The sequence below is a fragment of the Streptomyces sp. NPDC020747 genome, assembly GCF_044334695.1.
In the GTDB taxonomy this organism is placed as follows: Bacteria; Actinomycetota; Actinomycetes; order Streptomycetales; family Streptomycetaceae; genus Streptomyces.
In genome coordinates this window covers 297,907-316,797 of record NZ_JBIRTJ010000007.1, presented here as the reverse complement: position 1 = coordinate 316,797, position 18,891 = coordinate 297,907, and the positions used below count along the sequence as shown (strand labels likewise).

Sequence of the window (18,891 nt, the reverse complement as noted above, 5' to 3'; positions counted from 1 at the left end):
AAAGTCCTACGGCGTTGTCGGTGCCCCGTCGTACTCTTGGAAGCACAAGGCTGCCGTACCGGCAAGCGTGCCTCACCGAGGAGGATGAGCAGGCCTACAGAGCCGGCCCATGACGCAGACACCCACAGCTCACACCCCCGCGCAGGGGCAGTCCCGAGCGCAGTTCACCGTCCCGGCCAAGCACCCCATGGTGACCGTGCTGGGATCTGGAGACGCCCTTCTGCGCGTGATCGAGAAGGCCTTCCCGGCGGCCGACATCCACGTCCGGGGCAATGAGATCAGCGCCGTCGGCGACGCCCGCGAAGTGGCCCTCGTCCAGCGCCTGTTCGACGAGATGATGCTGGTGCTCCGCACCGGACAGCCGATGACGGAGGACGCAGTGGAACGCTCGATCGCCATGCTGAGGGCGAGCGAGAACGGGGAGGGCGACGGCCAGGAGACCCCGGCCGAAGTGCTCACACAGAACATCCTGTCCTCTCGCGGCCGCACCATCCGCCCCAAGACGCTCAACCAGAAGCGGTACGTCGACGCCATCGACAAGCACACCATCGTCTTCGGCATCGGCCCCGCCGGCACGGGCAAGACCTACCTCGCCATGGCCAAGGCCGTGCAGGCACTGCAGTCCAAGCAGGTCAACCGCATCATCCTCACCCGCCCCGCGGTGGAGGCGGGAGAGCGCCTCGGCTTCCTGCCCGGCACGCTCTACGAGAAGATCGACCCCTACCTGCGCCCGCTGTACGACGCACTGCACGACATGCTCGACCCGGACTCGATCCCGCGGCTGATGGCGGCCGGGACGATCGAGGTGGCGCCGCTGGCGTATATGCGGGGAAGGACCCTGAATGACGCCTTCATCATCCTGGACGAGGCCCAGAACACGAGCCCCGAGCAGATGAAGATGTTCCTCACGCGTCTCGGCTTCGAGTCGAAGATCGTGATCACGGGTGACGTCACCCAGGTCGACCTGCCGAGCGGCTCGAAGTCCGGGCTGCGTCAGGTGCAGGACATCCTGGAGGGCCTCGACGACGTCCACTTCTCGCGCCTCACGTCCTCCGACGTCGTACGGCACAAGCTGGTCGGCCGTATCGTCGACGCGTACGAGAAGTACGACAGCGATAACGGTACGGAGAACGGCACCCACAAGGGCGCCCGTAACAAGCGGAAGTAGACCAGCGCGACCATGTCGATCGACGTCAACAACGAGTCCGGAACCGAGGTCGACGAGCAGGCGATCCTCGACATCGCCCGCTATGCCCTCGCGCGGATGCGGATCCACCCGCTCTCCGAGCTCTCGGTGATCGTCGTGGACGCCGACGCCATGGAGCAGCTGCACATCCAGTGGATGGACCTGCCCGGTCCGACGGATGTGATGTCGTTCCCGATGGACGAGCTGCGGCCGCCGTCGAAGGACGACGACGAGCAGCCGCCGCAGGGGCTGCTCGGTGACATCGTGCTCTGCCCCGAGGTCGCCGAGCGGCAGGGCAAGGAGGCCGACACGCAGCACTCCATGGACGAGGAGCTCCAGCTCCTCACCGTCCACGGAGTGCTGCATCTGCTCGGCTACGACCACGAGGAGCCCGACGAGAAGGCCGAGATGTTCGGTCTCCAGGCGGCCATCGTGGACGGCTGGCGTGCGGAGAAGGGCCTGACCGGCCCGTCCCCGGCCCCGACCGTCTCATGAGCCCGCAACTCGTCGTAGGCGCCATCACCCTTGTCGTGGTCGCCTGGCTCGCCGCCTGCGCGGAGGCCGGTCTCGCCCGCGTCTCCAGCTTCCGCGCCGAGGAGGCCGTCCGGTCCGGCCGTCGCGGCAGCGCCAAGCTCGCCCAGGTCGCCGCGGACCCGACCCGCTATCTGAACGTGGCGCTGCTGGTGCGCGTCGCCTGCGAGATGGCGTCCGCCGCGCTCGTCACGTACGCCTGTCTGCAGGAGTTCGCCGAGACCTGGGAGGCGCTGGCCGTCGCCATCGGCGTCATGGTCCTCGTCTCGTACGTGGCGGTCGGCGTCTCCCCGCGCACCATCGGCCGACAGCACCCGCTGAACACGGCCACGGCGGCCGCGTACGTCCTGCTTCCGCTCGCCAGGATCATGGGCCCGATCCCGCCCCTCCTGATCCTCATCGGCAACGCGCTCACGCCCGGCAAGGGCTTCCGGCGCGGCCCGTTCGCCTCCGAGGCCGAGCTGCGGGCGATGGTCGACCTCGCGGAGAAGGAGTCGCTCATCGAGGACGAGGAGCGCCGCATGGTGCACTCCGTCTTCGAGCTGGGCGACACGCTCGTACGGGAGGTCATGGTCCCGCGTACGGACCTGGTGGTCATCGAGCGCTACAAGACGATCCGGCAGGCGCTGACGCTGGCCCTGCGGTCCGGTTTCTCCCGCGTCCCCGTGACCGGGGAGAACGAGGACGACGTCGTCGGGATCGTGTATCTGAAGGACCTGGCCAGAAAGACGCACATCAGCCGGGACGCCGAGAGCGAGCTCGTGTCGACGGCGATGAGGCCGGCGGCCTTCGTCCCGGACACGAAGAACGCCGGTGATCTGCTGCGCGAGATGCAGCAGGACCGCAACCACGTCGCCGTCGTCATCGACGAGTACGGCGGCACGGCCGGAATCGTCACCATCGAGGACATCCTCGAGGAGATCGTCGGAGAGATCACCGACGAGTACGACCGTGAGCTGCCGCCCGTGGAGGACCTCGGCGACGACCGCTACCGGGTGACCGCGCGGCTCGACATCGGTGACCTCGGCGAGCTGTACGGCTTCGAGGCGTACGACGACGAGGACGTCGAGACGGTGGGCGGCCTCCTCGCGAAGGCACTCGGCCGCGTGCCCATCGCCAGTGCCTCGTCGGTGGTCGAGCTGCCCGACGGGCGTGAGCTGCGGCTGACCGCGGAGGCCTCGGCCGGCCGCCGGAACAAGATCGTCACGGTGTTGGTCGAGCCCGTGGGCGCGGCCGACTCCTCGGAGGAGGAGAAGCCGGAGTGACCCCGCAGGAGCTGCGCACGTTCTGTCTGTCCTTCAACGCGGCCGTCGAGGACTTCCCCTTCGCCCCGGAGTTCTCGGTCTTCAAGGTGCTGGGGAAGGTGTTCGCCCTGACCCGTCTGGACGCCCGGCCGCTCACGGTGAACCTGAAGTGCGACCCCGATGACGCGGTGCGCCTGCGCGGCGAGCACGAGGGTCTGATCATCCCCGGCTACCACATGAACAAGCGCCACTGGAACACGGTGACGGCCGACGGAGAGCTCCCCGACCGGCTCGTCAAGGAGCTCATCGAGGACTCGTACGACCTCGTGGTGGCGGGGCTGCCCCGGTCGGAGCGGCTGCGGCTGGACCGGAGCTGAAGGAGCGCACGGCGGCCGTGCCTGCTTCAGGAACCTGTTCCAGCGGGCTCGCCATCGCGTGGGCGGGGCGGCAGAATGGGGGGACCGGTGGAAGCGAGACGGCTCCACTCCGGGCACCGTCCAAGGAGACTCGGAGTGGAACACTTTGTACTGGCGTCCACCTCACCTGGCCCCGGCCCCTCAGGTCGGGGCCACGTGTGTGTCACACGTGGAGGATCCAGTCGTCGATGATCTCGTAGATCACGGCGATGAGGCTGGCCCAGGGGGCGGCGATGACCGCCCATTCGGCCCACGTGCGGATGTTGCGACGCCCGTCCGGCTCTTCGGCCATGGGGCTGTTCTCCTTCCTCGGTCCCGGCTCCACGTGATGTCGTGGATACCGCGGTGAGCCACGAACGGGTGGTTCCGAGGCGGTGAAGGAGAGGGCACTCGATGGGGTGAGCCGACGTGTGCGGTCGCCTGACGATCAACCTCCTTGCACTGCTTGGCAGTTGGGTACACCACTGCTTTGAGCCAGCCTAGCCTGAAGGTCCCTTTATGGGTAGTACTGTCGGCGAGTTGGCGGATGTCATGAGGAATTCCGGTTGCTCCGTTGAGACGCCTCCGTTCAGCCTCATGGCTAGGAGCGAGGTAGCGTTCGGCAAACTGCCGGAGGGAGCGCCGCTGATCGCCGACCCATGTGCGTCATTCGAGGTTCCTTTCGGCTGCCCAGTAAACTGTCAGCCAGGAAGGACTCGATGAGTGAGATGCTAGTCTGCTATGTTGCAACTCGGATGGTCTGTTTGGGGGTGGAGCCATCGTGAGCGCGCCAAGTGCGGCACTACAGCGGCTACGGCTGCGTACGGAGCTCCGCAGGGCACGTGTCGCCGCCGATCTCACACAGCGCCAGGTCGCGGCGAAGATGGAGTGGAGCCCCTCCAAGCTGATCCGTATCGAGGCGGGCGAGGTCGGCATCTCGGTCAACGACCTGCGCCCACTTCTCGCGGCGTACGGGATCGGTGACCGGCGCAAGATCGACGGCCTGCTCGATCTGGCCCGGGGCAGCCGGAAGATGCCCTTCACGGAGTTCCGGGACTTGTACGGCAAGGAGTTCCTCCAGTTCCTTGCCCTGGAGTCGGCGGCGTCGATCATCCGGCACTACGGCTCTCTGGTGATCCCCGGCCTCCTCCAGACCGAGGAGTACGCGCGCTCCGTGATGACGGCCTATGACAAGGGGGTCTCCGACGAGGCCCTGGACCGTGCCGTCGAGGCGCGGCTCACCCGTCAGGAGGTGCTGTCCGCCGAAGGCGGGCGTCAACTGTTCTTCATCCTCGACGAGTCGGTCGTGCGCAGGCGCGTCGGCGGGCGTGGGGTGATGCGGGCCCAGCTGGAGCGGCTGGCCGAGCTGGCCGCCGAACCGCACATCAGCATCCAGGTCCTCCCGTTCAGTATCGGCACCCATCCGGCCATGCAGGGGCCCTTCACGCTCTTCGAGTTCGAGGCCGAGGAGATGCCGGACTCGCTGTATCTGGAAGACCCTCGCGGCGGCACCTACGCCGGCAACTCGGCCGAGGAGACGGGGCGTTATCTGGGGACGTTCTGGGAGCTGGAGGACCTGGCCATCAAGGACGAGGCCGGTGTCGTGCTGCCCAGGCTCGCGGCCAGGATGGGCGAGGGATCCGACGACCTGGAAACGCTTATGGAGAGCGAAGCGGAGTAGCGGCGGTCTCCCCGCCTGGCGACGGCGTCAACTCGCGTTGGTGTGAGGGATGTTGGCGGGATTCAGCTCTCCATGTCCGGTTGGCCCCGCACTATCCTGAGAGAGGTGCTGCCTGCCCGCGCGCCAGCGGTACGAGGGGAAGCCGTGGTGGGCCCTTTGCACCCGGGCTGGAGGAGAAGCGTGGGTGGCTCATGGGCATGGCGCAAGAGCAGCGCGAGCCAGGGGGCGGATACCAACTGCGTCGAAGTCGCCTGGACCGGCGAAGCCGTGCTGGTGCGCGACTCGGTCCGCTCTCGTGGCCGCGTCGTCGCCCTCGGGCCGACGGCATGGTGTGCTTTCCTCGACCTGATGGCGACTCCGTCGCCGCGAGACACCTCACATCCTTCGCACGATACGACGGCCCGCGCCTGAAGCACTTCGGCGCGGGCCGTCGTCGTGCCCCGGTCAGTGGCGCGGCGCTCGGCCCAGGCCCAGCGCGACCAGGACCGCCGCCCCCAGCACGATCGCCGCGTCCAGTGCCACCACCGTGTGAACGCCGGAGAGGAGGCTCGGGGAGGTGGTGGCCAGGATGCCGAGGAGCGGGATGCCGACGGTGATGCCGACCTGCTGGGTGGAGGTCACCAGGCCCGTGGCGAGGCCCTGTTCGTGGTCGGGGACACCCGAGGTGACGGTCAGTCCGTACGAGATGATCGCGCCCAGGTGGCACATGCAGGCAAGTGACACCGCGGCCGTGGCCAGCCAGATCGACCCTCCGCCGGTGCCGAGGGCGAGCAGGGAGGCGATGAACGCGCCCTGGCCGGCGAGCGAGGCGACCAGTGTGCGGCGGGCGCCGAGGCGGCCGATGACCTTCGGGGCGTAGGTGCCCGCCACCGCGGACATCACGCCCACGACGCCGAAGACCAGGCCCGTCTCGAAGGCCGACAGGTGCAGCGTCTCCTGGAGGTAGAGCGTCAGGACGAAGATCACCGTCGACATCATCGAGAAGGTGACCAGGCCGCCCAGGTTGCCCCACGCCACCGTGCGGCGGCGCAGCATCGGCAGGGAGACCAGGGGCTCAGCGGTGCGCGACTCGACGTACCCGAAGAGCGCCAGCAGGGCGACTCCGGCGACCAGGGCCGCGATCACGTCCGTGCTGCCGAAGCCGCGTTCCGCCGCCGTCGACAGGGCGTAGATCAGGGCGAGCAGGCCGCCGGTGACGGTCACCGCGCCCGGGACGTCCAGGCGGGGGCGCTCGGTGTGGCGGGACTCCGGCAGCAGGGCCGGTGCCAGGGGCAGCACGATCAGGGCGAAGAGCGTCAGCAGGCCCATCGTGGAGCGCCAGCCGAACGCGTCGGTCAGGACCCCGCCCGCCACCATGCCGACGGTGAAGCCGAGGGAGAGCAGGGTGCCGCTGATGCCGAGGGCACGGTCGCGGGCCGGGCCCTCCGGGAACGTCGTCGTCAGTAGCGACATGCCCGTCGGTACGATCGCCGCCGCGCCGAGGCCCTGCAGCGCCCGTCCGGCCAGGAAGGACGCCGGGTCCCAGGCGAAGGTCGCGAGCAGCGAGGCCGCGCCGAAGAGGGCGAGCCCGGCGAGGAACAGCCTGCGGCGCCCGTACAGGTCACCCATCCGTCCGAAGAGCAGCAGGAATCCGCCGGACGGCAGGGCGAACGCCGTGACCGCCCACTGCAGGTTCGACTGGCTCATGCCCAGGTCCTGGCCGAGAACCGGCAGGGCCACGTTCAGCACGGAGAAGTCGAGGGCGACCATGAACTGGGCCGCGCAGAGGACGAAGAGGACGAGTCTGTCGCGGGTGGAGAGGCCAGGGGCGGAGAGGGGAGGGGTGGAGAGGCGGGGGGTCGGGGCTGCCGGTTCTCGGCCTGTTGGTTCGTGCCGGTAGCTGTGTTCGTGTTCGTGCGCGCGTCCGTTCTCGTGCTCGCGTTCTTGCTCGTTCTCGTGCCTGCGTTCGTCCACGGGGGTGGGTGAGGAGGATTCGATCGCCATGGGCACGAGCTTGTGGCCGTCGGAATATCGGTGGGGAGCCGGAACTTATGCTGGTGTTGCGACCACCAGCCACCCGGAGGGGGATTCGTACGTGGTTGATGACGTGCTCAGGACCCGTCGGCTGAGCGAACTGCGTGAGTTCCTGATGAGCCGCAGGGCGAGGGTGTCCCCGGCCGAGGCCGGGCTGCCGGACGGCGGTGCCCGTCGGCGTACTCCCGGGCTGCGTCGCGAGGAGGTCGCCGTACTCGCGGGCGTGGGCGCGTCCTGGTACCAGTGGCTGGAGCAGGGGCGGGACATCTCCGTGTCGCCGCAGGTCCTCGACTCGGTGGCCCGCGTGCTGAGGCTGAGCAACGCCGAGCGGCGGCATCTGTATCTGCTCGCCGGGCTCAATCCGCCCGCGCCCGAGGTCGCGCCCGGGGACCGGGACATGTGCGAGGGGCTGCGGCGGTTGATCGACACGTGGATGCCGTGTCCGGCGCACATCATGGACGCGTACTACAACTGCGTGATGTACAACGACGCCGCCGGGGCGGTCCTCGGCATGCGTCCCGAGAACGCGCAGAACTGCCTCCTCGACTTCTTCACCGACCCCCTCTACCGGGGCCGGTCGCTGACCTGGCAGGAGAACGCCCGGACGGTCGTCGCCCAGTTCCGGGCCTCCTGCGCCGCCGCGCCCGACGACGAGGGATTCCAGGACGTACTGGCCCGGGTGAGGGCGGCCAGTGCCGAGTTCGCGGAGCTGTGGGAGCGGCGGGACATCGAGGCCCCGGGGCAGACCCGCAAGGAACTCGACCATCCGCTGGTCGGGGTGCTGGCCCTGGAGGCGACCGCCATGAAGGTACCGGCGCGGCCCGACCTCACGGTCGTGCTGCACACACCGCTGCCCGAGGCGAACACCTCGGCGAAACTGGAGTGGCTGGCCTCGGCCGAGGGGCGGCGTGGGGCGATGTATCCGGTTGCCGGGTAGCGGGGATGGCGGGGGCGGGCCACAGCCCGGGGCGGCGGGGATGACTGTGCACGGCGTACGGATGTGCCGGGCCTACGGGTGGGCCGTGTCGCGTACCGCCGCGCGGGGGGCGGGTCGGGCTTCGTATGCTCTGGGCATGACCGACAGCACCGCGCTCGATCCCGAGGACCGCAAGATCGTCACCCTGGCCCGTTCCGTACGGGCTCGCAACGGTGTGCCCGAGGGGGCGGCCGTGCGTGACGAAACCGGCCGTACGTATGTCGCGGGGGCCGTTGACCTGCCCTCTCTGCGGCTCAGCGCGCTGCAGACCGCGGTGGCCATGGCTGTGGCTTCCGGGGCGAAGTCGTTGGAGGCGGGGGCCGTGGTGACCGAGGCGGAGTCCTTGGCGGACGGCGATCTGGCGGTTGTACGGGATCTTGGCGGTCCCGGGACGGTTGTGCTGGTCGCGGGGCTCGACGGGGAGGTACGGGCGCGGGTGGCGGCGGGCTGAGGCCTGGGCTTTCCCCGGCCCCGCCCCTTCCCGAGACCGGGGGCCGACGCCCCCGGACCCCCGTTGAAAACCAGCCAGCTCCTCCGGCGTTCGAGGAGCGGGGGTTCGGGGGCGGTAGCCCCCGAAAAGGAAGAATCCCCACCGCTTCTCTTGCAATCCCGAGCCGCTCGCGTATCAATGGACGGCAGCTCTTCCGACGGACCGTCAGATTCGTCGCCGCGCAGCGTGTCCGCACACCGCTCGCGGTGACTGGTCCGTGCGCACGCGATCCCCGTACCGTCGCCGGCCCACGAACAGGGACCGGCGGCAAGCACGTGTGCCCGCACGACGGCGCGTCCGTCGAACGTCCCCACATGGCAATTCCCGTACAAGGGAAGGGAATCCCCCAATGAGATGCAAGCGACTCGGAATCGGTGCGGCGTTAGCAGCCGGCACCCTCGCAGCCGGCCTGGCCCTCGCTCCGGGTGCCGCGGCCGTCGTCCCCACGAGTGCCACGATCATCGCCGACTGCGGCGTCTACGGCGGCGGTGAGGCCACCCTCACGGCCAAGCAGACCGGCACCACCGCCACCATCACCCTCACCTCCTCCGAGATCACCGCCCCGCTGGCCCTCGCGGCGGACTCGATCGCCTCCACGCTCACCATGACGAAGGCGGGCGGTGGCACGACCGTCTTCTCGGGCACCAAGAACCCCGCGATGGCCGTGGGTGACGGCGTCTCGGTCGGCCCGCTGACCGGCACCGTCGCGGCCGGTGACAGCCTGGACGCGAACGGCGGCTCCCTGAAGATGGTGATCTTCGGGTTCATCACGGTGACGTGTACGCCGGACGGGCCGCAGTCTCCGGGCCCGTTCGTGTTCTAGCAGTCCTCCGCTTCCAGCAGTCCTACGCGGGACTCCGACGAGGAATCCCGCACGAGCGGTTCCGCACGAGTAACCCCTACGAGTAGCCCCCCACGGGTGAGTCGAGCCATGGACCGGTGTCGCCTGCGCGCGGCGGCACCGGTCTTCGCGCTGCATCTCACCCTCGGGGCCGGAGCAATGGTGCTTCAACTGCCCTCTACCGTAACGAAGTTGACAGAACCTGATGGCCCATCAGTTGTCGTCCGGCGATTCCATTGACATTTCACACAACCCACACATCAATGTCCCCCTGTCGGCGCAGAAGAACGCGGAAGAGCCGCTGCGCCCACATCCTCAGGAGGGGCAACCATGGGTTCAGGAACCCGAAGACGCCACCGTTGGGCGGCACTTCTCGGAGCGACCGCACTCGCGGTCACCGGGGGAGGCGCACTCGCCTGTCCCGCGAGCGCGGAACCTCAGCAGGTCGAGTTCGCCACACGCTGCGTCCCGCCGCCCATCGCGGGCATCCCGGCGATCGACGGCACGACCACCGCCAAGATCACGGTGGACAAGGCCGCGCCCAAGGTGGGCGACACGGTCACCGTCACGTACACGGTGGTCAAGCCCGCCGCGAGCAACCCGGTCGACATCGCTCTGCCCGCCGACATCATGACGCCCACCGGCAAGGTCACTCTCGGTGGCGCACAGACCGGTTCCATCACGGTCGTGGGCCCGAAGAAGAACGACCCGGTGCCGGGGAAGGGCGCCTTCCCGCCGTTCTCGATGACCGGCACCTTCACGGTCACCACACCCGGCGCGATCACCCTCTCGCCCGGCGACTACAACATCCACACCAGCTACCTCCTGGAGCTGGACACTCCGTGCACGGTCATCAACCCGCCCGCCCCCGTCTCCGAGACGGTCACCGCGACGGACGGCGGACAGACCAACAGCCGTGCCATCAGCCTCGGTACGGCCTCCGGGAAGCCCGGTGACAGCGTGACCGTCACCGGCACGAACTTCACCCCGGGCGCAGCGGTCACCCTCGCCGGACGGGCCGGCGCCGCCGAGACCGCCGACAAGGGCACCACCACCGCGAACGCACAGGGCGCCATCAGCGGCACCCTGGCCGTCAACGACAAGGCGACGACCGGCGTCGTGGCGTACGAGGGAAGCGCCTGGAACGATGCCAAGGGGGCCGGTCCCGCCGCCTATGTCGTCATCGACGACACGCCTCTCCCCGAGGGCAGCCAGAAGCTCAACTCCTCGGTAAAAGCAGGCACGTTGTCCATGACCCAGGCCGGTGACACCGTCGAACTCGCGGCGGTCGACTACGGCAAGGGCGGCTTCTCGCGCGGCTCCCTGCAGACGGTGACCGTCAAGGACTTCCGCGGCGGACCCGCGGGCTGGTCCCTGACCGGCAAGGTCACCGACTTCGGCGGTCCCGGCGGGGCGAAGATCGACGCCGCCAAGCTGGGCTGGACCCCGGTCTGCGCCACCAAGGCCGGCAGCCCGAGCACCTGTCAGGCCGGTTCGCCCGGCTCGGTCGGCAGCGCCGGAGCCACTCTGGCGTCCGCCCCCAACGGCGCGCAGACCGGTGGTGAGTTCACCGTCGACGCCAGGCTGTCGCTGAACGTTCCGGCGTTCACCCCGCCGGGTGCGTACTCCGGCGTGCTGACGCTCACGCTCACCTGACAGTCGTCAGCACATCTGACGGTTCGTCAACAGAGCTGTCAGCAGGCTCGTTTCGTCGGTGGTCGGGCGCGCACCCGCCCGTCCGCCTCGCCCGACTCGCTCACCGGGGGTCCGCACCCATGCGCAAGCCGTTCGTCCTCCTCCTGTTGCTGTTCCTCGGCCTGACCGGGGCGCCCGCGTACGCCGCCGACAACGGCAGCTGGTCCGTCTACCCCGTCTCGACGGACCTCGCCTCGCGGCCCTACTTCCACCTCTCCGCCGACCCGGGGACGACCCTTGAGGACAAGGTCACCGTCGCCAACAAGACCGGGCGGCCACAGACCTTCCGGCTGTACGCCGCCGACGCCTACAACACCGCCCGGGACGGCGGGTTCGCGGTGCGCACCAGCAAGGAGAAGCAGCGGAGCGTCGGCGCCTGGGCGAAGCCCGCCAAGTCCCGGGTGACCGTGCCCGCCCACGGCTCCGTCACCGTGCCGTTCACGATCCGGGTGCCCGAGGGCGCCGAACCCGGGGACCATCCGGGTGCGCTGGTCGCTCTCGACGAGCGGATCGACGGCGGGTCGGGGGGCGTCGAGGTCGGCGTGCAGCGGGCCGTCGGCGCCCGGATCTATCTGCGGGTGGGCGGGCCGACCGTGCCCGCCGTCGCCGTCGAGGACGTCCGCATCACCCACCACCAGCCGTTGGTCCCGGGCATGGGCGACAGCACGGCCACCGTCTCGTACACCCTCCAGAACACCGGCAACGTCACCCTCAACCCCAAGGTGGAGCTGAAGGCCGAGGGGCTCTTCGGCCGTACGCTGCTCTCCCGCGACCTGGCCGAGGTGCCTTCCGAGCTGCTGCCCGGGCAGCGGGTGAAGCTGACCGAACCGTGGCGTGGTGCGCCCCAACTCGACTGGGGCGACGTGACGTTGACCGCCAGCGCGCACGACACCCGCGAGTCGGCGAGTACGTCGTTCTTCGCGCTGCCGTGGCTCGTGGCGGTCGTGCTGGGAGCGGGGCTCGTGGGCGTGGCGGTGGGGATCAGGATCAGAGGGCGTCGGGACCGCGCTCGCCCGTCCGTACCCGCACCACCGTCTCCACCGGCACCGTCCACACCTTCCCGTCGCCGATCTTCCCCGTCCTCGCCGCCTTCACGATCCCTTCGATGACGGCGTCGGCGTCCGCGTCCTCGACGACGACCTCGATACGGATCTTGGGGACCAGGTCGACCTGGTACTCGGCACCGCGGTACACCTCCGTGTGGCCGCGCTGACGCCCGTACCCGCTGGCCTCCGTCACGGTCAGCCCGTGCACGCCGATGTCCTGGAGGGCGGTCTTGACCTCGTCGAGCCGGTGCGGCTTGACGATCGCGGTGATGAGCTTCATGCCGGGGTCCTGGCCTTCTGCGCGATGCGGGTTACGGGGGCGGGCGGGGAGGGGCGGAGAGTGGTCGTGGGCACGTACGAGGGGGCGGGAGCCTTGCTCCGCGAGGGGGCGGAGCCTTGCTCCGGAACCCCGTGATCGTAGGGCGTCCGGGCCTGTGCCGTAAGGACCCGGACGGTGTGGAGGGCCGCTGGGTGCGGCGGGGCTCCGATGATCAGGGACAATGGGGCTCATGAGCGTTCGTACCCAGTCATCCGAGCCGCCGGAATCCTCGGGGGCCAGCCACCGCGCCGGCTTCGCCTGCTTCGTGGGCCGCCCCAACGCGGGCAAGTCCACCCTGACGAACGCTCTGGTCGGCCAGAAGGTGGCGATCACGGCGAACCAGCCCCAGACGACGCGGCACACCGTGCGCGGCATCGTGCACCGGCCCGACGCCCAGCTGATCCTCGTGGACACGCCTGGGCTGCACAAACCGCGCACGCTGCTCGGCCAGCGGCTGAACGACGTCGTACGGACCACGTGGGCCGAGGTCGACGTGATCGGGTTCTGTCTGCCGGCGAACGAGAAGCTCGGTCCCGGTGACCGTTTCATCGCGAAGGAACTGGCGTCGATCAAGAAGACGCCGAAGATCGCGATCGTGACGAAGACCGACCTCGTGGACAGCAAGACGCTCGCCGAGCAGCTCATCGCCATCGACCAGCTCGGCAAGGAGCTCGGGTTCGAGTGGGCCGAGATCGTGCCGGTGTCCGCCGTCGGGGACGAGCAGGTCGATCTGCTCGCGGATCTGCTGGTGCCGTTGATTCCGGAGGGGCCCGCGCTCTATCCCGAGGGTGATCTCACGGACGAGCCCGAGCAGGTCATGGTGGCCGAGCTGATTCGTGAGGCCGCGCTGGAGGGGGTGCGGGACGAGTTGCCGCACTCCATCGCCGTGGTCGTCGAGGAGATGATTCCCCGCGAGGACCGGCCCGCCGACAAGCCTCTTCTCGACATCCACGCGTTCGTCTATATCGAGCGGCCCAGTCAGAAGGGGATCATCATCGGGCCCAAGGGGAAGCGGTTGAAGGAGGTCGGGATCAAGTCGCGCAAGCAGATCGAGGCGCTGCTCGGTACGCCCGTCTTCCTCGACCTCCATGTCAAGGTCGCCAAGGACTGGCAACGGGATCCGCGGCAGCTGCGCAAGCTGGGCTTCTAAGGCCTTTCTCCTTCCCCAGCCCCACCCCTTCCCGAAACTGGGGCTGCGCCCCCAGACCCCCGTATCGCGCTGGCGCGCTCGTCCTCAAACGCCGGACGGGCTGAAGGTGTCGGCCCGGGCTGCGAAATTCTTAGCCTCTCCGGCGTTTGAGGAGCGGGGGTTCGGGGGCGGAGCCCCCGAAAAGGACGGCTCACCCTCCCTGGGTTCGGATCACGTCCCGTAGCCAGTCGTACGACGCCTTCGGCGTGCGCGTGAGTGTCTCGAAGTCCACGTGGACGAGGCCGAAGCGGCGGGCGTAGCCCTCTGCCCACTCGAAGTTGTCGAGGAGCGACCAGACGAAGTAGCCGCGGACGTCCACGCCCTGCTCCAACGCCCGGTGCAGCGCCCGGAGATGACCGTCCAGGTAGGCGATCCGGTCCTGGTCGTCGAGCCCCTCGTAGGAGCAGCCGTTCTCCGTGATGACGACGGGCGGGAGCCGGTCGCCGTACCGCTCGCGGAAGTCCACCAGCAGTTCCGTGAGTGCCTCCGGGACCACCGGCCAGCCGAAGTCCGTGACCGGGTAGCCCTCGATCTCCCTTACGGAGAAGGGGAGTTCGGCGGGCATCGTCAGTCCGCCGAACTCGATCTCCGAGCCCTGGGGTGCGCCCACCCTCGTCGGGGCGTAGAAGTTGATCCCGTACCAGTCGATCGGCTCCGAGATGACCTTCAGGTCGGCCTCGACGTCTCCGGGCATCAACTCGCCCAGCCCGTCCGGGTATTGGCCCGTCAGCACCGGGTCCGAGAAGAGCCGGTTGAGGAGGAGGTCGTAGAAACCGGCCGCCTCCAGGTCCGCCGGCTCCTGGGACGCGGGCCAGGTCGGGCCGTGCGAGTTGGCGATGCCGATGTCCGTGACTCCGGCCGCGCGCAGGGCCCGTACGGCCAGGCCGTGGCCCAACAGCTGGTGGTGGGCCACGGGCAGCGAGTCGAAGAGGAGCTGTTTTCCCGGCGCGTGCGCGCCGAGCGCGTGGCCCAACAGGGTGTGCTCGGCAGGCTCGTTGAGGGTGATCCACTTGCTGATCCGGTCACCGAGCCGGTCGGCCACCACGGCGGCGTACTCGGCGAAGCGCTCGGCCGTGTCCCGGTTCAGCCAGCCGCCCGCCTCCTCGACCGACACCGGCAGATCCCAGTGGAAGAGGGTCGGGACGGGGCGGATGCCCGCCGCGGTCAGTTCGTCCACCAGGCGGTCGTAGAAGTCCAGGCCGCCGGGGGAGTTCACCCGCGGCCAGGAGATCGAGAAGCGGTACGCGTCCACGCCGAGGCCGTTCAGGAGCGCGACGTCCTCCGGGTAGCGGTGGTAGTGGTCGCAGGCCACCGCCGCGGTGGAGTTGTCCTTGATATGCCCCGGTTCGGCCGTGAAGGCGTCCCAGACCGAGGGCTCGCGCTTGTCCGCCGCGCCCTCGATCTGGTGGGCCGAGGTGGACACGCCCCAGAGGAAGCCGGCCGGGAACTGGGGTATCGGGTTCGTCGCCGTGTTCGCCATGCGCGCGATCATCCGCAGCGGCCCTGAGCGAAGTCAACGGGGTTGGGTGAACTGGCCGTTACTTGTTCCGCCGGGGCGCCCGAGGGCAACCGACGGCAACCGAGGGGCCCGAGGGGAGGGGGCCCGTGCGGCGGTGTCGCCACGACCTCTCCTTCAGGACCCCTCCTTCAGGACCCTTGAGATCAGCTTGCGTTGTTCCTCCGTCAGACGTGGGTCCGCGCAGTACACCGTCCTGCCGTTGACGCTGATCCGGTAGCTGAAGCCGTCCGGGACCCCGATGGGGGGCGTGCCCCGGCCGGACGCGATCGCCTGTTCGGCCAGGGCGTGCCACTCCTGGGCGTCGGCGCGGCCCGAGGTCTCCACCTCGGCCTGCCGCTCGATGCCCGCGAATCCGCCCGTGCGCCTCACCTGAATACGCATGGGTCCTGTCTAGTACGAAACGGCTCCACTACGAAACGGTGGCGCGGGTCCTGGTCACAGGGTTCGTACCCCGACCTGCTCCCACGCCTTCGTCACGGCCTGCAGCTCGTCGCCCTCGCCGAACGAGGCGCGGGCCTTGGCCACGGTCAGCGTCGCGAAGTCCGTGAAGTTCGCCTTCGAGCCCAGCTCGCCGCCGGTCAGCACGTCGTACCAGATCCGTCCCGCGCGCTCCCACGCGTGGCCGCCGAGCGCGGTCGCCGCGAGGTAGAAGGCGTGGTTGGGGATGCCGGAGTTGATGTGGACGCCGCCGTTGTCGCGGCCCGTCTGTACGTAGTCGTCCATCGTGGCGGGCTGCGGGTCCTTGCCGAGCACGTCGTCGTCGTACGCCGTGCCCGGGGCCTTCATCGAGCGCAGGGCCGTGCCCGTGACGCGCGGGGCCAGCAGGCCCGCGCCGATCAGCCAGTCGGCCTCGGCGGCGGTCTGGCCGAGCGTGTACTGCTTGATGAGCGCGCCGAAGACGTCCGAGAAGTGCTCGTTCAGGGCGCCCGGCTGGCCGAAGTACGTGAGGTTCGCCGTGTACTGCGTGACGCCGTGGGCCAGCTCGTGGCCGATGACGTCGACCGGGATGGTGAAGTCGAGGAAGATCTCGCCGTCACCGTCGCCGAAGACCATCTGCTCGCCGTTCCAGAAGGCGTTGTTGTACTCCTCGCCGAAGTGCACGGTCGCGTTCAGCGGCAGCCCCTCGCCGTTGATCGAGTTCCGCTCGTACGCCTTCTGGAACAGCTCGAAGGTCGCTCCCAGACCGGCGTACGCGCGGTTGACCGTGGCGTCCTTGCCGGGCTTGTCGCCCTCGCCGCGGACCTTCCTGCCGGGCAGGTCCTGCTTGTGCTTCGCGTCGTGGATCGTGCGGTTCGGCTTGTCCTCGGCGGCGCCCTTCGGCGGGGCCAGGGTGGGCGCGCCGATGACGGTGGTCAGCCGGCGGTGGGTGCGCTCGAAGGCGTCGCGCTCCAGGGTGCGGCGTGCCTTGCCGGCGAGTGCCGGGTCCTCGGCCTGGGCCAGGGTGTCGAGGACGTGGGGTGGAACGATGGTGCAGAAGACGGGCTCGAAGCCCCCGTTTGTCGTCATGACCCGCACCATTGCACTGTGTGATGCAACTGTCACCAGCCGCAACCATGATTGGTGAAATGCGGGGATACGGGCGCCGTGGGGGTGACTCTTTGTGGTAGAGCCGCGGGCCGTGTGTGACTGGTCGCGCCCGCGGCGCGGCCGCGAATCGACACAGCCCCGCCCCTGGAGATGGCCGTGTCAGTGTGCCGATATGTGACCTTGTGCACCTTTTCTGTCGTAATTCCCTGGCGTCCCGCATACTGATACGAACCCTCGCGTGGGGCTTGGCTCGGCTAGCATGCGGAGCATCATGCGTATCGGGCTGCTTCTCCTTAGCTGCCGCGGCGAGGGCCTGTAGTCGAGGCCGACCCCCTCCCCGCGGAGTTCGGCGTTGCGCCGTCGGCCGTCCCTCGGATTCTCTCCGAGGATCAAGCGGACCAAGAGGAGCCCCTCGCATCATGGCGAACCGCCAGCAGCCCACTTCCATGCCGATCCACAAGTACCGCCCGTACGACCAGGTCGACATCGCCGACCGTACGTGGCCGGGCAACCGGATCACCGTCGCCCCCCGCTGGCTCTCCACGGACCTGCGTGACGGCAACCAGGCCCTGATCGACCCCATGTCGCCCGCGCGCAAGCGCGAGATGTTCGACCTGCTGGTGAAGATGGGCTACAAGGAGATCGAGGTCGGCTTCCCGGCCTCCGGCGAGACCGACTTCGCGTTCGTGCGCTCGATCATCGAGGACGAGGGCGCGATCCCGGACGACGTCACCATCTCCGTACTGACCCAGGCCCGCGAGGACCTGATCGAGCGGACCGTCGAGTCGCTGAAGGGCGCCAAGCGCGCCACCGTCCACCTGTACAACGCCACCGCCCCGGTCTTCCGCCGGGTCGTCTTCCGCGGCTCCAAGGACGACATCAAGCAGATCGCCGTCGACGGCACCCGGCTGGTCGTGGAGTACGCGGAGAAGCTGCTGGGCCCCGAGACGACCTTCGGCTACCAGTACAGCCCCGAGATCTTCACGGACACCGAGCTGGACTTCGCCCTGGAGGTCTGCGAGGCCGTCATGGACGTCTGGCAGCCGGGTCCGGGCCGCGAGATCATCCTCAACCTGCCTGCCACGGTGGAGCGTTCGACCCCCTCGACGCACGCGGACCGCTTCGAGTGGATGTCCCGCAACCTGTCCCGTCGTGAGCACGTGTGCCTGTCCGTCCACCCGCACAACGACCGAGGTACGGCTGTCGCGGCGGCCGAGCTGGCGCTGATGGCCGGGGCCGACCGGATCGAGGGCTGCCTGTTCGGGCAGGGCGAGCGGACCGGCAACGTCGACCTGGTCACGCTGGGCATGAACCTGTTCTCCCAGGGTGTGGACCCGCAGATCGACTTCTCGGACATCGACGAGGTGCGGCGCACCGCCGAGTACTGCAACCAGATGGAGGTCCACCCCCGTCACCCGTACGTGGGCGATCTGGTCTACACGTCCTTCTCCGGCTCCCACCAGGACGCCATCAAGAAGGGCTTCGACGCCATGGAGGCCGATGCCAAGGCCAAGGGCGTCACCGTCGACGACATCGAGTGGGCCGTCCCGTACCTGCCGATCGACCCGAAGGACGTCGGGCGGTCGTACGAGGCCGTCATCCGCGTCAACTCGCAGTCCGGCAAGGGCGGTATCGCGTACGTCCTGAAGAACGACCACAGTCTGGACCTGCCGCGGCGGATGCAGATCGAGTTCTCGAAGATCATCCAGGCGAAGACCGACGCCGAGGGCGGCGAGGTCACCGGCAAGGACATCTGGGCGGTCTTCCAGGACGAGTACCTGCCGAACGCGCAGAACCCCTGGGGCCGTATCCAGGTCACCAACGGCCAGTCCACGACCGACCGTGACGGCGTCGACACGCTCACCGTCGAGGCCGAGGTGGACGGCACCGAGACCGTTCTGGTCGGTACCGGCAATGGCCCGATCTCGGCGTTCTTCCACGCCCTGCAAGGGGTTGGGATCGACGCCCGGCTGCTCGACTACCAGGAGCACACGATGAGCGAGGGCGCGTCCGCGCAGGCCGCCTCGTACATCGAGGTCGCGATCGGCGACAAGGTGCTGTGGGGAATCGGCATCGACGCGAATACGACACGCGCCTCACTGAAGGCCGTTGTCTCCGCGGTCAACCGCGCGACCCGATAAGGCCGTTCACCTGCGTTTCTCCGGTCCCGTCCGCCTCACAGGCGGGCGGGACCGCGGCGTGTATCAAGCCATGTCACAGAGTGGTCTCGCCCTGGGTA

At 69.0% G+C, this 18,891-nt stretch carries 18 protein-coding genes and 1 pseudogene; 13 read left to right on the top strand and 6 right to left on the bottom strand.

What is annotated here, in order from left to right:
* The first annotated feature begins 109 nt into the window (after window positions 1-109).
* From ACH4YP_RS20900 to ACH4YP_RS20885, 4 genes are read left to right on the top strand one after another with little or no spacing between them, the layout of a single operon-like run.
* Window positions 110-1,168, top strand: coding sequence for a PhoH family protein (locus ACH4YP_RS20900; RefSeq protein WP_361068270.1), 1,059 nt, complete (start codon window positions 110-112; stop codon window positions 1,166-1,168).
* A gap of 12 nt (window positions 1,169-1,180) precedes the next feature.
* Complete coding sequence (gene ybeY, locus ACH4YP_RS20895; RefSeq protein WP_055612361.1) at window positions 1,181-1,681, top strand: rRNA maturation RNase YbeY; 501 nt, start codon at window positions 1,181-1,183, stop codon at window positions 1,679-1,681.
* Window positions 1,678-2,982: a hemolysin family protein gene (locus ACH4YP_RS20890; protein ID WP_398491691.1), complete on the top strand. Its 1,305-nt coding sequence runs from the start codon at window positions 1,678-1,680 to the stop codon at window positions 2,980-2,982. Before ybeY ends, ACH4YP_RS20890 begins: the two co-directional genes overlap by 4 nt.
* Window positions 2,979-3,338: an MmcQ/YjbR family DNA-binding protein gene (locus ACH4YP_RS20885; protein ID WP_361068276.1), complete on the top strand. Its 360-nt coding sequence runs from the start codon at window positions 2,979-2,981 to the stop codon at window positions 3,336-3,338. Before ACH4YP_RS20890 ends, ACH4YP_RS20885 begins: the two co-directional genes overlap by 4 nt.
* A gap of 202 nt (window positions 3,339-3,540) precedes the next feature.
* Here the strand turns inward: ACH4YP_RS20885 and ACH4YP_RS20880 are convergent, their stop codons facing one another.
* Window positions 3,541-3,669 carry a hypothetical protein gene (locus tag ACH4YP_RS20880; protein WP_257678097.1) on the bottom strand — a complete coding sequence of 43 codons (129 nt, stop codon included), beginning with the start codon at window positions 3,667-3,669 and terminating at the stop codon, window positions 3,541-3,543.
* A gap of 468 nt (window positions 3,670-4,137) precedes the next feature.
* Here ACH4YP_RS20880 and ACH4YP_RS20875 point away from each other — a divergent pair, with 468 nt between their 5' ends.
* Both ACH4YP_RS20875 and ACH4YP_RS20870 read left to right on the top strand, forming a co-directional pair.
* Entirely contained in the window at window positions 4,138-5,037 is a 900-nt protein-coding gene (locus ACH4YP_RS20875; protein WP_361068279.1) for a helix-turn-helix transcriptional regulator, read from the top strand.
* A 72-nt stretch (window positions 5,038-5,109) separates the two neighbouring features.
* The gene (locus tag ACH4YP_RS20870; protein ID WP_361068282.1) at window positions 5,110-5,448 is read left to right on the top strand and encodes a DUF397 domain-containing protein; all 339 of its coding nucleotides are present in this window, start codon (window positions 5,110-5,112) and stop codon (window positions 5,446-5,448) included.
* A 33-nt stretch (window positions 5,449-5,481) separates the two neighbouring features.
* Here ACH4YP_RS20870 and ACH4YP_RS20865 read toward each other — a convergent pair whose 3' ends face one another.
* Window positions 5,482-7,020: an MFS transporter gene (locus ACH4YP_RS20865; protein WP_398491688.1), complete on the bottom strand. Its 1,539-nt coding sequence runs from the start codon at window positions 7,018-7,020 to the stop codon at window positions 5,482-5,484.
* A gap of 145 nt (window positions 7,021-7,165) precedes the next feature.
* Between ACH4YP_RS20865 and ACH4YP_RS20860 the strand changes: the two genes are divergently transcribed.
* From ACH4YP_RS20860 to ACH4YP_RS20840, 5 genes and pseudogenes are all read left to right on the top strand, one after another.
* Window positions 7,166-7,987, top strand: a complete 822-nt coding sequence (locus ACH4YP_RS20860; protein ID WP_361068316.1) for a helix-turn-helix transcriptional regulator — start codon at window positions 7,166-7,168, stop codon at window positions 7,985-7,987.
* Between the two features lie 136 nt (window positions 7,988-8,123).
* Window positions 8,124-8,477, top strand: a complete 354-nt coding sequence (locus ACH4YP_RS20855; protein ID WP_361068287.1) for a cytidine deaminase — start codon at window positions 8,124-8,126, stop codon at window positions 8,475-8,477.
* 388 nt (window positions 8,478-8,865) lie between these two features.
* On the top strand, window positions 8,866-9,339 hold the full coding sequence (locus ACH4YP_RS20850; protein WP_361068290.1) for a hypothetical protein: 474 nt from the start codon (window positions 8,866-8,868) through the stop codon (window positions 9,337-9,339).
* A 348-nt stretch (window positions 9,340-9,687) separates the two neighbouring features.
* A complete protein-coding gene (locus tag ACH4YP_RS20845; protein WP_361068292.1) occupies window positions 9,688-11,013 on the top strand; it encodes a beta-xylosidase in 1,326 nt (441 codons plus the stop codon).
* A gap of 119 nt (window positions 11,014-11,132) precedes the next feature.
* Window positions 11,133-12,143, top strand: a pseudogene (locus ACH4YP_RS20840) (WxL protein peptidoglycan domain-containing protein); the annotation flags it as partial.
* Here ACH4YP_RS20840 and ACH4YP_RS20835 read toward each other — a convergent pair.
* A complete protein-coding gene (locus tag ACH4YP_RS20835; protein WP_269649623.1) occupies window positions 12,040-12,378 on the bottom strand; it encodes a P-II family nitrogen regulator in 339 nt (112 codons plus the stop codon). The pseudogene ACH4YP_RS20840 and the gene ACH4YP_RS20835 overlap by 104 nt on opposite strands.
* 229 nt (window positions 12,379-12,607) lie before the next feature.
* Here ACH4YP_RS20835 and era point away from each other — a divergent pair, with 229 nt between their 5' ends.
* Complete coding sequence (gene era, locus ACH4YP_RS20830; RefSeq protein WP_361068294.1) at window positions 12,608-13,567, top strand: GTPase Era; 960 nt, start codon at window positions 12,608-12,610, stop codon at window positions 13,565-13,567.
* A gap of 190 nt (window positions 13,568-13,757) precedes the next feature.
* Here era and ACH4YP_RS20825 read toward each other — a convergent pair whose 3' ends face one another.
* From ACH4YP_RS20825 to ACH4YP_RS20815, 3 genes are all read right to left on the bottom strand, one after another.
* Complete coding sequence (locus ACH4YP_RS20825) at window positions 13,758-15,098, bottom strand: GH1 family beta-glucosidase (RefSeq protein WP_398491685.1); 1,341 nt, start codon at window positions 15,096-15,098, stop codon at window positions 13,758-13,760.
* Between the two features lie 141 nt (window positions 15,099-15,239).
* Window positions 15,240-15,506: a protealysin inhibitor emfourin gene (locus ACH4YP_RS20820; RefSeq protein ID WP_361068300.1), complete on the bottom strand. Its 267-nt coding sequence runs from the start codon at window positions 15,504-15,506 to the stop codon at window positions 15,240-15,242.
* A 54-nt stretch (window positions 15,507-15,560) separates the two neighbouring features.
* A complete protein-coding gene (locus ACH4YP_RS20815; RefSeq protein WP_398491682.1) occupies window positions 15,561-16,631 on the bottom strand; it encodes a M4 family metallopeptidase in 1,071 nt (356 codons plus the stop codon).
* Between the two features lie 440 nt (window positions 16,632-17,071).
* Here ACH4YP_RS20815 and leuA point away from each other — a divergent pair, with 440 nt between their 5' ends.
* Complete coding sequence (gene leuA, locus ACH4YP_RS20810; RefSeq protein WP_361068305.1) at window positions 17,072-18,793, top strand: 2-isopropylmalate synthase; 1,722 nt, start codon at window positions 17,072-17,074, stop codon at window positions 18,791-18,793.
* Window positions 18,794-18,891 lie beyond the last annotated feature (98 nt).